At 65.5% G+C, this 14264-nt stretch carries 11 protein-coding genes; 6 read left to right on the top strand and 5 right to left on the bottom strand.

Going from position 1 to position 14264, the window contains the following annotated elements; genetic code table 11:
* Positions 1 to 79: 79 nt before the first annotated feature.
* The 3 genes from A7D27_RS16550 (at position 80) to A7D27_RS16560 (ending at position 3882) form a co-directional block, all read left to right on the top strand.
* Positions 80 to 1552 carry an aldehyde dehydrogenase family protein gene (locus A7D27_RS16550; protein WP_069562326.1) on the top strand — a complete coding sequence of 491 codons (1473 nt, stop codon included), beginning with the start codon at positions 80 to 82 and terminating at the stop codon, positions 1550 to 1552.
* 91 nt (positions 1553 to 1643) lie between these two features.
* On the top strand, positions 1644 to 3029 hold the full coding sequence (locus tag A7D27_RS16555) for an amino acid permease (RefSeq protein WP_069562325.1): 1386 nt from the start codon (positions 1644 to 1646) through the stop codon (positions 3027 to 3029).
* Positions 3030 to 3054: 25 nt separating this feature from the next.
* Entirely contained in the window at positions 3055 to 3882 is an 828-nt protein-coding gene (locus tag A7D27_RS16560; protein WP_069562324.1) for a phytanoyl-CoA dioxygenase family protein, read from the top strand.
* A 42-nt stretch (positions 3883 to 3924) separates the two neighbouring features.
* Here the strand turns inward: A7D27_RS16560 and feaR are convergent, their stop codons facing one another.
* A complete protein-coding gene (gene feaR / locus A7D27_RS16565) occupies positions 3925 to 4863 on the bottom strand; it encodes a transcriptional regulator FeaR (RefSeq protein WP_069562323.1) in 939 nt (312 codons plus the stop codon).
* A gap of 31 nt (positions 4864 to 4894) precedes the next feature.
* The gene (locus A7D27_RS16570) at positions 4895 to 6295 is read right to left on the bottom strand and encodes an APC family permease (RefSeq protein ID WP_218188489.1); all 1401 of its coding nucleotides are present in this window, start codon (positions 6293 to 6295) and stop codon (positions 4895 to 4897) included.
* A 334-nt stretch (positions 6296 to 6629) separates the two neighbouring features.
* On the opposite strand from A7D27_RS16570, the gene A7D27_RS16575 reads away from it, so the two are divergent.
* A complete protein-coding gene (locus A7D27_RS16575; RefSeq protein ID WP_069562321.1) occupies positions 6630 to 7031 on the top strand; it encodes a hypothetical protein in 402 nt (133 codons plus the stop codon).
* A gap of 133 nt (positions 7032 to 7164) precedes the next feature.
* Here A7D27_RS16575 and A7D27_RS16580 read toward each other — a convergent pair whose 3' ends face one another.
* On the bottom strand, positions 7165 to 8934 hold the full coding sequence (locus A7D27_RS16580) for an acyl-CoA dehydrogenase C-terminal domain-containing protein (RefSeq protein WP_069562320.1): 1770 nt from the start codon (positions 8932 to 8934) through the stop codon (positions 7165 to 7167).
* A gap of 68 nt (positions 8935 to 9002) precedes the next feature.
* On the bottom strand, positions 9003 to 10625 hold the full coding sequence (locus A7D27_RS16585) for an acyl-CoA synthetase (protein WP_069562319.1): 1623 nt from the start codon (positions 10623 to 10625) through the stop codon (positions 9003 to 9005).
* A 232-nt stretch (positions 10626 to 10857) separates the two neighbouring features.
* Here A7D27_RS16585 and A7D27_RS16590 point away from each other — a divergent pair, with 232 nt between their 5' ends.
* Entirely contained in the window at positions 10858 to 13110 is a 2253-nt protein-coding gene (locus tag A7D27_RS16590; RefSeq protein ID WP_069565475.1) for a PAS domain S-box protein, read from the top strand.
* A 25-nt stretch (positions 13111 to 13135) separates the two neighbouring features.
* Positions 13136 to 13768: a response regulator transcription factor gene (locus A7D27_RS16595; RefSeq protein WP_069565476.1), complete on the top strand. Its 633-nt coding sequence runs from the start codon at positions 13136 to 13138 to the stop codon at positions 13766 to 13768.
* Between the two features lie 4 nt (positions 13769 to 13772).
* Here A7D27_RS16595 and A7D27_RS16600 read toward each other — a convergent pair whose 3' ends face one another.
* Positions 13773 to 13958: a carbon storage regulator gene (locus A7D27_RS16600; protein WP_044401837.1), complete on the bottom strand. Its 186-nt coding sequence runs from the start codon at positions 13956 to 13958 to the stop codon at positions 13773 to 13775.
* Positions 13959 to 14264 lie beyond the last annotated feature (306 nt).

Consider the following 14264-nt stretch of genomic DNA (forward strand, 5'->3'; position numbering starts at 1 on the left):
CAGAGGTGCAGGTCTGGTGTGGCATATGTGCAGCGGTTTGTATGCCACCCTGGATGGGCGGCATTGACGAGGGAGAACCATGGGTACGGGAATGCTCTACATCGATGGCCGCTGGCTGGCTCCGGCTGCCTGCCGCCGTTTCACCAGCGTGGACCCGGCCACGGAGGCACCGATCCAGACGCTGGTGATGGCTGGCCCGCGAGAAGTGGACCAGGCCGTATGTGCCGCACGGCGGGCCTTCGACAGCCGCTGGCGTTTCACCAGCGGGCGCGAGCGTGGCGCCCTGCTGGACGGCATTGCCGACGACCTGGCTGCCCGTGCCGAGGCCTTGGCCCTGCTGGAGGTGCAGGACCACGGCAAGCCCTACCCGGATGCCTTGCAGGACGTGGTCGATGCCACCGCCTGCTTCCGCTATTACGCGGGCCTGGCGCGGGCGCTGGATGAGCGCCAGGGCTTGGCGCTGGAGATCGACGACCCACGTTTCGAGTGCCGCGTGATGCACGAACCGGTAGGCGTCGTGGCGCTGTTCACCCCCTTCACCTTCCCGCTGTTGGCAGCGGCCTGGTGCGTGGCACCGGCGCTGGCGGCAGGGGCAACCTGCGTGATCAAGCCGTCCTCGCTGACGCCGCTCTCCACCCTGGAGCTGGCGCGTTCAGCCGATCTGGCCGGGCTGCCTTCCGGCGTGCTCAACGTACTGCTGGGTTACGGCGCGGAGTTGGGACCCGTACTGGTGCAGCACCCGGAAGTGGACAAGGTGACATTCGCGGGCAGCCTGGCCAACGGCGCCCAGGTGATGGCCAGTGCGGCGCCGGACATCAAGCCGGTGAGCCTGGAGCTGGGCGGCAAGTCCTCGCTCATCGTGTTCGACGACGCCGACATCGAGACGGCCGTGGAGTGGGCCCTGTACGGCGCGTTCTGGAACCAGGGGCAGACCAGCAGCGCACTGTCGCGGCTGCTGGTGCAGGAGGCGCTGTTCGAGCCGCTGCTGGAATGCCTGGTGGCCCGCACCCAGGCCCTGCGTGTGGGGCCGGGGATGGAGCCGGGCGTGCAGATCGGGCCCTTGGCCGGGCTTCGTCATCTGCACCGGATGATCAGCCTCATTGCCCAGGGCCAGCAGGACGCTCGCCTGCTCTACGGCGGCCTGCGCCCCTCGCTCCTGGGGCGTGGCTATTTCATCCAGCCGGCGGTGTTCGCCGAGCCGGATGTGGCCAGCCCGCTGTGGCGGCACGAATGCCTGGGGCCGGTGTTGAGTGTGAAGCGCTTCCGCAACGAGGAGGAGGCACTGGCCCTGGCCAACGACACCATCTACGGGCTGGCGGCGGCGGTCGTCACGGGTGACCCCGCTCGCGCGGACTGGATGAGCCAGCGGCTGCGGGCCGGGGTGGTCTGGCTCAACTGCGCCCATGCCGGCTTCATCCAGGCGCCCTGGGGCGGTAACCGGCTCAGTGGCAATGGTCGCCAGCGCGGCCCCTGGGGCCTGCAGAACTACCTGGCACCCAAGCAGGTGACCCGTTTCGTGGGGGCGCAGCCCTGGAGGTGGCGCCAGTCCTAGGCCGGTCGGGAGCCGGCACGCCCTGCGTGCACGGAGTCGTCAATGGCGGCCCGGGTGTGTAGCGATCACAACAACAAGAGAGGCGACGCAAATGGAGCACTCCACCCTGCGCCGTGGCCTGACCGCCCGGCACATTCGTTTCATGGCACTGGGTTCGGCCATCGGTACCGGCCTGTTCTACGGCTCGGCCGCCGCTATCCAGCGCGCCGGTCCATCGGTGCTGCTGGCCTACCTCATCGCCGGGGCGGCCATCTATCTGATGATGCGCGCCCTGGGCGAGATGGCAGTGCGCACCCCGGTGGCCGGCTCCTTCGGCCACTACGCCAGCCGGTACCTGGGGCGTTACTGGGGCTTTCTCACCGGGTGGACCTATGCTTTCTCGATGCTGATGGTGTGCCTGGCGGACGTGACCGCCTTCGGGATCTACATGGGCCTGTGGTTCCCGGATACGCCGCGCTGGATCTGGGTGCTTGGCATCGTCTTCGTCATCGCCGGCCTCAACCTCTGCCGCGTGCGGTTTTTCGGCGAACTGGAGTTCTGGCTGTCGTTGCTCAAGGTGGTGGCCATCGTCGCCATGATCCTCGCCGGTGTTGGTGTGTTGGCGACCGGCTACCGCCTGGGCGGCGATGGTGAGGTAATGGGCTTGGCCAACCTCTGGAACCATGGTGGTTTCTTCCCCAATGGGCTCAGTGGCATGGTGGCTTCCTTCACCATCGTCATCTTCGCCTTCGGCGGCATCGAGGTGATCGGTATCACCGCCGGCGAAGCCAGGGACCCGCAGCGGATGATTCCCAAGGCCATCAACTCAGTGCCTCTGCGCATCCTGCTGTTCTACGTGCTCACCTTGCTCATCCTCATGGTCATCTGGCCCTGGTCGCGAATTGGCACCCAGGGCAGCCCCTTCGTGCAGATATTCAGCGGGCTGGGCATCAACTCGGCTGCCAGCCTGCTCAACCTGGTTGTGATCTCGGCCGCCATCTCCGCCATCAACAGCGACATCTTCTGCACCGGCCGCATGCTCTACGGCATGGCGGGCAATGGCCAGGCACCGGCGGCCTTTGCACGGCTCTCGGCGGCCGGAGTGCCCTGGATGACGGTGCTGGTGATGACCCTGGCGCTGCTGCTGGGCGTGCTGCTCAACTACCTGCTGCCCCATGAGCTGTTCCTGCTGTTCGCCTCCCTGGTCACCTTTGCCGTGGTCTGGGTGTGGCTGATGATTCTCATGGCCCAAGTGGCCATGCGCCGCACACTGGATGCCGAAGAGGTGGTGGCGCTGCACTTCCCGGTGCCGTTCTGGCCCTGGGGCCAGTACCTGGCGATCGCCTTCATGCTGTTCATCTTCGCCGTGATGGCGAGCTTCCCCGACACCCGCACCGCCCTCGGCATCGGCGCCGCCTGGCTCGTGCTGCTCAGCCTCGCCTACGGTTTGTGGGTGCGGCCGGGCGAGGACGTACCGGGCGAGCCCGAGCCTTCCTGAACGGATCAATGCAAAGGAGAACGCCATGAGCCGACACGCCTACGAATTCGAACTGACTGCCGAACTGATCGAGGATTTCCAGCGCGACGGTGCGGTCTGCATCCGCCAGTTGTTCACCCCGGACGAGGTGGCGCTGCTGGAGCTGGGCATCGAGCACAACCTCGCCAACCCCAGCGCGCGGGCCAAGGTGGCCAGCCGGCCTGACGACCCCGGATGGTTCTTCGAGGACTTCTGCAACTGGCGGGAATTCGATGCCTACTGCCAGTTCATCTTCGAGAGCCGCGTGGGCTCGGTCGTCGCGCAGTTGATGGGCAGCTCCACGGCCCGGCTCTATCACGACCACCTGCTGGTGAAGGAGCCCAACACCCGCCAGCCCACCCCCTGGCACCAGGACCAGCCCTACTACAACGTCGAAGGCCGGCAGAACTGCAGCATGTGGATGCCGGTGGACCCGGTGGCGCGGGCCTCCACCCTGGAGTTCATCGCCGGCTCCCACCTGGGCCCCTGGCTGATGCCGCGCACCTTCCTCGACAACCAGGCCCGCTGGTTCCCCGAGGGCAGCCTGGCGGACCTGCCGGACATCGAGGCCGATCGCAGCCGCTGGCCCATCATCGGCTGGGCCCTGGAACCGGGCGATGCGGTGTTCTTCCACATGCTCACCCTGCACGCCTCCGGCGGCGTCGACGGCCCGCATCGGCGCCGCGCCTTTTCCCTGCGTTTTCTCGGCGAAGACATGGTCCATGCCCCCCGACCCTGGAAAACCTCCCCGGAGTTCCCCGGCCTCGCCGACGAACTACCGCCCGGCGCGCCGATGGTGCACCGGTTGTTTCCGGTGGTGTGGCCGAGGGGGTGATAGGGGGACGCAGTTGGCTAGTGGGACTGGCCAGGCACGGCCTCAGGGTACTGACGGGGCGATGGCATTGCGGCGGTATTCACTGGGACTCATGCCGAAGTGCTGCTTGAAGACGCGGCAGAAGTAGGCCGCGTCGGAAAAGCCCCAGCGCATCGAAATGCTGGTGATGCTCTGGTGGGCTTGCCGTGGGTTGGCTAGGTCATCAGCACTCCGTGCGATGCGGGTGGCCTTGATCATCTCGCAGAGGCTGCTGCCGCCCTGTTCAAAGGTGCGATAGAGGCTGCGCTGGGAAACACCGAGTCGCTGGGCGATGAAGGCCGGGCAGAGCTCGGGGAGCTGGATGAACTCTTTGACCAGGGATTCGGCATGGAGTCGGAGTGTGGGTTCAGCCAGCAGCACGGCGCCCTTCGTATCCGTCGTATCGCCCTTCAGGCACGGGGTCAGAAGGGCGATGAGCGACTCCTGGATAGCAAGGCCTTCTTCCTGTCCGAACCCGTTGTGCTCTGGGGTGGCGAGCAGTTGTATCCATCTCAGTAGTGCCCGGCCTGTGGTGCTTTCGGTGTAGAGGCGGCCGGAGTAATGCCGTGTGTGTCGCAATGCTTGGGTGACCAACTGGCGATCCAGGGTTGTGGACAGGTGCTGGATGAGCCCAGCAGGTTCGATGCTGCAGTCACCGGCTGGGTCCATCAGCACCAGGCTGCCGGGCTGGAGCTCCAGCCGTTGGGCCTGGAGGTTCATGTGGCAGCCGCCGCGTTGCTGCAGCACGAGGAAGCAGTGCGGGTCGTCGGCCCAGTCCACTGACTGCCGCTGCTTGTGAATGGAGCCGGCGTCGGTGTGGATGTCATGAACGCCGATGCCCTGGGTAGCACGCCCGCGTATGTACCCGATGCCTCGGGCATACGGCCTACGCCAGGCCACCTGGAAGGGGCCGCAGGAATCCTGGAGCGCCTGCTCCCAGGCGCGGTCGGGTGAGTTTGTCATCGAGGCAAGCTCCTCGGGAGGGGCTGGAGGCTCAGGCTTCGTCCAGTAGCCGGGTGAGATTGGCGTAGCGCTCAGGGAATCGCCAGCGCAGGCGATAGGCCACGGCCAGCCCGGCCAGACCGACCAGCAGCATCCCACAGGGAATAGCGGCGTTGAGGGCTGGTGACGAACTGCCGGTAAGCATCTCCATGTGCTGGATGATCACCACCAGTCCGGTGAGCAGGCCGGCAATAGATGCCAATGGAGCGACAAGGCGCTGCCAGGGCGAGGTATGGCGCTTGGCTCGCGCGAAGAAGGCGACCACGGCAACGCAGGTCAGTACCTGTACGGCCAGCACGCCAATGGAGGCTGGTGCGCTGCCCAGTGGCAGCACCTGTGTCATCGGATCTGCATCGGCGAGCGCGCAGAGCAGCAGGATGGCGATGGCGGAGCCGGTCTGCACGGTGCTGGCGACGTAGGGCGTGTCCTGATGAGGGTGGGTCTTGGCGAATGCACGCCAGAGGACGCCCTCCCTGCCGAGAGCGAACAGGTAGCGGGATAGCGTGTTGTGGAAGCTGAGGATGACGGCGAACAGACTGGTGATCAGCAGCAGGGTGATGAGGTGGCTCAGCCAGGCGCCGACCAATTGGTCGGCCAGGTCTAGCCAGATTCCGCCAGGGTTCTGCGCAAGCAACTGCAATGTCCTTTCCGGCCCGTTCGTGACGATCAGCAGCCAGCTGGAGACCACGAAGAACAGCATGATCAGCGAGACGGAAACGTAGGTGGCTATGGGCACGGAGCGCTGCGGGTTGCGTGCCTCCTCGGCGTAGATCGCCGTGGTCTCGAAGCCCATGAAGGCGCCGGCGACGAATACGAATGCTGCCCCCAGGCCCGGGGTAAAGACCTGCTCAGGCGTGAAGGGCGCCATCGTGAAGCCCTCGGGTTTGTCCGCCATGAGCACGATGGCCATGTCCAGGAGGGCGATGACGGCCATCTCGGCGAGCATGAGGCCGCCCAGCAACTTGCCGTTGAAGGCGATGTTGCGCTGGCCGGCAACATGGGCGAGCAGGGTGACACCCAACGCAACCTGCCACCATTGCACCGTGATCACTTGAAGGGCATTGAGCGATTCAGCAGCGAAGAACCCGATCAGCCCGTAGCAGGCGATTTGCAGGCCGGTGTAACCCGCGAGTGCCAGGAAGGCAGCTGCACAGCCCACCGGGCGCCCGAGCCCGTGGGAAACATAGGCATAGAAGGCCCCGGCATTCCTTACGTAGCGCCCCATGGCCACGAACCCCACGCTGAACAGCAGGTAGACCAGCCCTGCGAGAAGAAAGGCATTTGGCAACCCGATGCCATTGCCCATGAGAATTGCTGTGGGCACCACGCCGACCAGGCCTGTCAGTGGCCCGTTGGTGGCGATGACGAAGAAAACGATGCTCCAGATGCCCACGGCGTTTGGGCGCAATTGGCCCGGGGAAGTGCTAGTGTCAGTCATGACCGCTCCGTTGTTGTTATGAGGTAAGCCTGGTGTGGAGGGTGGCTGCTGGATACGTCCGCGTCTTGTGATCTGGCGCCTCGGATTCTTGCCATCGGCTGCCATTGCGCCGGGTGCCGCACGTCAGCTTGTTCGGTTTGAAGTCGTGAAATGGCCAAACCATGCACGGGGAGGGGAAAGGTGTTGCTCGTTTGGCGCGGGTTGCTACCAGGGAATCCAGTTCAACGCGCGCTGACTATTCGGAGGGGGTGTTGGTATCTTTTCCCGCTCAAGCATCTGGGGGGAAGGTATGTCGAGCATTCTTTCGGGCTACATCCATTGCTTCGCGCGTGAGCTCGAAGCGGTTCAACACAATCGTGAAGTGCTTTCACAGTTGCCGGAATGTGGCGCTTATCTGATCCGCTCCATGTTCAGTTTTCTGCCGAACTCCCGCGGTCATTGCTATTACGGACATCTGATCCATTTCGCAGCTTTCTACAAGGAGTTCTACATCTACGATCCGGAATGGTTGCAGGAGTTTGAGGCGTTGCTGGAGCGCCTGTACTGGGACAGTGGCGAGGTCCTTCATACCTGGAGCGGAGAGCGACGCATCTGGCGATCGGCTCGTTTTCAAGAGCCTCTGCCGGTGAGAGGTATCCCGATATCCAGCAGGGAGGTGCTGGAAGACCTCAGAGGTGCCACTCGAGACTGAAGCGGCGTGTAACGAGTAATGGGAGACGGGCCCTTGGGGCCCGTTTCCATTTTCAGCTGACCAGTCCGATGGTGGCGTCTGGCCTGAATAAAAAACGCGGACACCCAGGACGGGGCCGCGTCACGCTAAGGGGTCAGAACTGCTCGGCGGTGATGCCGTAGAGGGTGCGGCTGCCGGCGAGGATGCTGGCTTCGAGGCTGAGGGTGCGGGGCAGCAGGCGTTCGAAGTAGAAGGTGGCGGTGGCCTGCTTGGCGCTGTAGAAGGCCGGGTCCTGGGGTTGGCGCTCGCTGGCGATGCGGGCCATGCGGGACCAGAGCCAGGCATAGGCGACGTAGCCGAACAGGTGCAGGTAGTCGACGGAGGCGGCGCCGATGGCGTTGGGGTCGCTGGCGGCCTGTTCCAGCACGCGGGTGGTGGTGCGCTCCAGGCGGTCGACGGCGTCGAGCAGGGCGGCGCGGTGGGGGACGTCTTCCGCGGCGTAGCGGCGGATCTCGGCAGTGAAGCGGCGCAGGCTGGTGCCGCCATTGGCGACGACCTTGCGGCCGAGCAGGTCGAGGGCCTGGATGCCGTTGGTGCCTTCGTAGATCTGGGCGATGCGGACGTCGCGTACCCGTTGCTCCTGGCCCCATTCGCGGATGTAGCCGTGGCCGCCGAATATCTGCTGGCCGTGGACGGTGCTTTCCAGGCCGGTGTCGGTGAAGAAGGCCTTGGCGACAGGGGTGAGCAGGGCGACCAGGGCTTCGGCTGCTTGGCGTTCGTCGGCGTCGTCACTGAACTTGGCGAGGTCGAGTTGCTGGCCGACGTAGCAGGCGAAGGCGCGGCCGCCTTCGGTGAGGGCTTTCATGGTGAGCAGCATGCGGCGCACGTCGGGGTGGACGAGGATCGGGTCGGCCACCTTGTGCTGGGCCTGGGGGCCGGTGGGGGCGCGGCTCTGCAGGCGTTCGCGGGCGTAGGCGACGGCGCTCTGGTAGGAGGCGTCGGCGCAGCCGATGCCCTGGATGCCGATGGAGAGGCGCTCGTAGTTCATCATCGTGAACATGGCAGCGAGGCCTTTGTTGGCGTCGCCGATGAGGTAGCCGGTGGCGCCGTCGAAGTTCATCACGCAGGTGGCGGAGGCCTTGATGCCCATCTTGTGTTCGATGGAGCCGCAGGAGAGTGCGTTGGGCTGGACGAGGCTGCCGTCTGCGTTCACCAGGACCTTGGGCACGAGGAACAGGGAGATGCCCTTGGGGCCGGCGGGGGCGTCGGGGAGTTTGGCGAGGACGAGGTGGATGATGTTCTCGGTGAGGTCCTGCTCGCCGCCAGTGATGAAGATCTTGGTGCCGGTGATGCGGTAGCTGCCGTCCGCCTGGGGTTCGGCCTTGGTGCGGATGATGCCGAGGTCGGTGCCGGCGTGTGGCTCGGTGAGGCACATGGAGCCGGCCCAGGTGCCGGCGTACAGGTTGGGCAGGTAGGCCTGCTTGAGTTCGGTGCTGGCGTGGGCGTCGATGGCGAGGCAGGCGCCGGCGCTGAGGGCGGAGTAGAGGGCGAAGCTGGAGTTGGCGGCGTAGAGCATTTCCTCGAACTGCACGGCGAGCATCTTGGGCATGCCCATGCCGCCGTATTGCGGGTTGCCGGAGAGGCCGACCCAGCCTCCTTCTATATAGGTGGCGTAGGCGGCCTTGAAACCGGCTGGGGTGATGACCTGGCCGTCGATCCACTGTGCGCCTTCTTCGTCGCCGCTGCGGTTGAGCGGTGCGATCAGGCCGCCGGTGACTTTGGTGGCCTCTTCGAGGATGGCGTCGGCGGTATCGCTATCCACGGTTTCGGCCAGGGCCGGCAGGCGGGCCCAGAGGCGCGGCGCTTCGAACAGTTCATGCAGGACGAAGCGCAGGTCGCGCAGGGGGGCGTTGTACTCGGGCATCGGTGTTCTCTCGGCGTGACGGGGCCGCCCGGGTGGGCGGCCTTTCTCGGGGGGGCGCGGGGTTTGGCTCAGAGGGCCTTGGCCATGTCGCGCAGGACGTACTTCTGGATCTTGCCGGTGGAGGTTTTCGGCAGGGTGGTGAAGACCACGGTGCGCGGGACCTTGAAGCCGGCGAGGTGGTCGCGGCAGAAGGCGATGATGTCGCTCTCGCGGACGGACTGGTGGTCGGCCTTGAGGGTGACGAAGGCACAGGGGGTTTCGCCCCACTTCTCGTCCGGGCGGGCGACCACGGCGGCTTCCAGTACGGCGGGGTGGCGGTAGAGGACGCCTTCCAGTTCGATGGTGGAGATGTTCTCGCCGCCGGAGATGATGATGTCCTTGAGGCGGTCCTTGATCTCGACGTAGCCGTCGGGGTGCCAGACGCCGAGGTCGCCGGTGTGGAACCAGCCGCCGCTGAAGGCTTCGGTGGTGGCGGTGGGGTTCTTCAGGTAGCCCTTCATGACGGTGTTGCCGCGCAGGAAGATCTCGCCAATGGTTTCGCCGTCGCGCGGGGTCGGTTCGAGGGTCTTGGGGTCGGCGACCATGACGCCTTCGAGGGTGGGGTAGCGCACGCCCTGGCGGGCCTTGATGCGGGCACGTTCCTCCAGGGGCAGTTCGTCCCATTCGCCGTGCCAGGCACAGACGGTGACCGGGCCATAGACCTCGGTAAGGCCATAGACATGGGTGACGCGGATGCCCATCTCCTCGACGGCGCCGATGACCTTGGCCGGCGGGGCGGCGCCGGCGACCATGGCGTGCACCGGGTGGTCGATGGCGGCCTTGGCTTCCGGCGGCATGTTCACCAGGGCGTTGAGGACGATGGGGGCGCCGCACAGGTGGGTGACCTGCTCGTCGCGGATGAGGGTGAGGATGCGTTGCGGGTCGACCCGACGCAGGAAGACGTGGACGCCGGCGAGGGCGGTGATGGTCCAGGGGTAGCACCAGCCGTTGCAGTGGAACATCGGCAGGGTCCAGAGGTAGACGGGGTGGTGGCCGAGGCCCCAGGTCATCTGGTTGCCGAGGGCGTTGAGGAACGCGCCGCGGTGGTGGTAGACGACGCCCTTGGGGTTGCCGGTGGTGCCGGAGGTGTAGTTGAGGGAGATGGCTTGCCATTCACCTTCCGGCCATTGCCAGGCGAACTCGGGGTCGCCTTCGGCCAGCAGTGCTTCGTAGTCCAGTTCGCTGATGGCCTGGCCTTCGCCGTATTCGGGGTCGTTGACGTCCACCAGCAGAGGCGGGTGGTCGAGCATGCCGACGGCGGCGTGGATGACGTCGAAGAATTCGCGGTCGGTGATCAGGACCTTGGCTTCACCGTGCTGCAGCATGAAGGCGATGGCTTCGGCGTCGAGGCGCACGTTGAGGGTGTTGAGGACGGCGCCGATCATGGGAACGCCGAAATGCGCTTCGAGCATCTGCGGGATGTTGGGCAGCATCACGGCGACGGTGTCGCCCTTGCCGATGCCGCGCCCGGCCAGCGCCGAGGCCAGTCGGCGGCAGCGAGCGTAGGTCTCTGCCCAGTTGCGGCGGATGGCGCCATGGACGACGGCGGGGTAGTGGGGGTAGATGCTGGCAGTCCGCTCGATGAAGCTCAGCGGGCTGAGGGCGATATGGTTCACGGCAGCAGGGGCGAGGCCCTGTTCATAGATCGACATGCGGATTACCCGGTGGCTGATTGTTAGCTCTTGTGCCCCGGGCGTGTCGTTTTTGACCTGGGTCCGGGATCGTTCGGGGTCATTTATATATCGTTTCCTATTGGGTATGGAATTAATACCTGAGTAGTATCGTGTATCTACTATATTGTTTCGTTTTATACCTAAGGCGTAGAGGCCAAGGCTTCGAGCGCTGCTAGGCTGTCGCCGTTTTTGCCCTGGAGCCTGTCGTCCCATGAGCCGCAACCCTGTCCGTCTGCACACTTGGCTGCGCCTGCAACGCGAGGGTGTGGCGGTGTCTGCGCGGGCGGATGCGTTATGCCGGGCGCTACGTGGTTACCCGGAGGTGCGCCAGGCCCATTACCTGGTGTGGCAGGCGGGTGCCGGGATCTACACCCACGAGGGGAGCGGGCAGCACTTGCCGCCAGGGCAGGGGGACCCGCTGGGGGCAAGCGATGCCCGTCTGTTCGAGCGAGTGAAGGCGCTGGGGCGCCTGAGCCTGTCGGCGGTGCGCAGCGTGGACTGCTGGTTGGCGGGGCGCCTGCGACGTGCGGGGGTCAGCCATGGCCAGGTGTTCGACCTGGCGCTGGAGGCCGATCAGCCGGGCCTGCTGCTGGTGGAGGTACATCCGGGGGTGGGGCTGGAGTGGCTGGGGACGGTGGAGGAGCTGCTGTCGACGGTGCTGGCGCAGTCGGCAGGCCTGATGCGGGCTTCGCCATTGCTGGGCCACGATCCTCAGCCGAGCCTGCTGCTGGACGCGGAGGGGGTTCCGCTGGAACTGAACGCGGCGCTGTTGGCCGTGCTGGCGGAGCAGCCGCCGGGTGCGGTGCTGCGCTTCCTGCCGGTCAATCATGTGGCGCTGGTGCGGGCGTGCCTGGCGCAGTGCAGGGCCGTTGAGGAGGTGGAGGCGCAGTGTGATGGGCGCATCCTGCTCTGGACCTTCGTGCCCGACCCCGAGAACCAGCGGGTGCTGGGGCGCTGTCGCGATGCGACCCGGCCGCTGCTGGCCGAGCGCGAGGCGGCGCAGGCGCGGCGTCTGTATCGGCTGATCACGGAGAACACCACGGATCTGATTTCGCGGCACACGCCGGAAGGGCGCTTCCTTGATGCATCGCCGGCATCCTGGACGCTGTTGGGTTTCTGGCCGGAGGAGTTGCGCGGGGTGTTGGCGCAGGGGCTGTTCCATGCGCAGGACCTGATGCCGTTGATCCAGCGTGCGCGGGATGCATTGGAGACCGATGGCTACCACACCATGACCTACCGAATCCGTCACCGCGCAGGGCATTACCTGTGGTTCGAGACGGCGTGCCGGGCGATCCGTGAGACCTATACGGGGGCGGTGGTGGAGGTGGTGAGCGTGTCCCGGGATATCACGGCGCGGGTACAGGCCGAGGAGCACAAGCGCCGCCTGGCCGAGGTGGTGGAGGCCAATACCGATCCGGTGCTGTTCTTCGATGCGCTGGGGCAGGTCACGGACCTCAATCCGGCTGCCTGTCGTGCGCTGGGGTTGGGGGAAGGGCTGGGGTTGCCGTCGCTGGCGGCGTTGTTCTCGACTGACGATCTGGCGCGGTTGCAGGCGGGGCAGGCACAGGCCGAGCGCGTGGGGGTGTGGAGCGCCGAGGCGCGTCTGTGTGCGCTGGATGGCAGTGGGTCGTTGCCGGTCTCGCTGGTGCTGTTGGCGCATCGGGCAGCCGGGGGCGAGCGTTATTACTCGCTGGTGGCGCGGGACATGAGCGAGCGGGAGCTGCGCGAAGCCCAGCAGCGTCGCCATCAGGATGAGCTGGCCCATACGGCACGCCTGGTGACCCTGGGCGAGTTGGCCTCGGGTATCGCCCATGAGATCAACCAGCCGTTGGCGGCAGTGATGAATTACGTGGGCGCCAGCCAGCGCTATCTGCAAAGCCTGGGCAGCAACCCCCAGGCGGCTGAGCGGGTGGCCCAGGGACTGGAGCGCATTGCCGAGCATGCGGAGCACGCGTCGGAGGTGATCAAGCGGCTGCGTGCATTTTTGCGCAAGGGGCAGCGGCGCATGCAGGCGCTGGATGTGGCGGAGGTGGCGCGCGAGGCGGTCCGGCTCTGCGCCTGGGAGGCGGGGGCGGCGCAGGTGGTGATCGAGGAGCGATTGCCCGTGGGGCTGCCATCAGTCTTCGCGGATCGGGTGCTGCTGGAGCAGGTGCTGTTGAACCTGTTGCGCAATGCCATCGAGGCTAATCATGAGGCGAATCCGCAGGCGGTTTCACGGGTGGTGATCAGCGCTCGGTTGATGCCGGGTGCCGGTATTGATGTGGAAGTGCTCGATGAGGGGCCGGGGCTCGATGCCGTGGCGCTGGAGCGCATCTTCACGCCTTTCTATACCAGCAAGCCGGAAGGGCTGGGGCTGGGGCTGTCGATGAGTCGCAGCATCATCGAGGGGTTCGGGGGCTCGCTGGAAGGCGAGCCGATGGAGGAGGGCGGGTTGCGCATGCGTTGCCGCCTGCCGCTGCACTGACAATCACAAGAATGGAGTAGTAAGGATGACGACAAGCGCCCGCCAGGTGGTCTATGTGGTAGATGACGACCAGGGGATGCTCGATTCCACGGTCTGGCTGCTGGAGTCGGTGGGGCTGGCGGCGCTGCCGTTCACCAGTGGCAAGGCCTTCCTGGAGGCGTGCGAGCCAACGGCGGATGCCTGTGTGTTGCTGGACGTGCGCATGCCCGGGATGGGCGGGCTGAACGTGCAGGAGGAGCTGCGGGCGCGGGGGATCGATCTGCCGGTGATCTTTGTCAGTGGTCACGCGGATGTGCCGATTGTGGTGCGGGCTTTCAAGGCGGGGGCGCAGGACTTCATCGAGAAGCCCTACAACGAGCAGTTGCTGCTGGACAGCGTGCAGGAGGCGTTGAATCGCTCGGCGCGGGCTCGCAATCTTGGTCAGGGGGATCTGCAGGAGCGCTTGGACAGCCTGACGCCTCGGGAGCGGGATGTGTTCCTGCCGTTGGTGAAGGGCTACACCAATCGGGAGGTGGCCGAGCAGCTCTCTATTAGTGTGAAGACTGTCGATCTCTATCGCGCCAGGGTGATGAAGCGGATGCGGGCAGAGTGCCTGCCGGACCTGGTTGGGATGGCGATCGCCGCAGGGATGGTCGATCCGCTGCGGCTGAGGGGGTAATGCTTCAGCAGGCGCGTGCTACCCGGTGGTCCGGGTTGATGCGCTTGTAGATCTCTTCACGGTGGACGGCTACATGCTTGGGCGCGACGATGCCCAGTTTGATCTGCGATCCCTGTGCTGCGACAACACGGACTACGACACCTTCGCCCAGGTCGAGATGGTCACCAACCTTGATGTTCAGTTCCTGCACGGCTCTTCCTCTTGTAATTGGACAGCGGGTGGCGGGGTTGTCTGCCACGGGCTTGAGCAGAGTCTGATTCCCCGCAGAGCCCCAGGTTCAACCGGTGAGGCGTGGAGTTTCGGGAACGCGGAACCCGTCTCAAAAGCATGGTTCAACTGCAGATTGAAAATAGGTGTTGACGCCGTGGCTGAGGTCTCTATAATGCGCACCACTCCCACGGCGGACAACGAAAAATCCTTGAAAATCAATGAGTTAAGTGTTTGAAATGGGGTGCGGTTCCGGAGTGGTTGCGGATTCGCGGCGTTTGATCTGCTG

This window comes from Pseudomonas sp. 1D4, from assembly GCF_001728925.1.
Lineage (GTDB): Bacteria > Pseudomonadota > Gammaproteobacteria > Pseudomonadales > Pseudomonadaceae > Metapseudomonas > Metapseudomonas otitidis.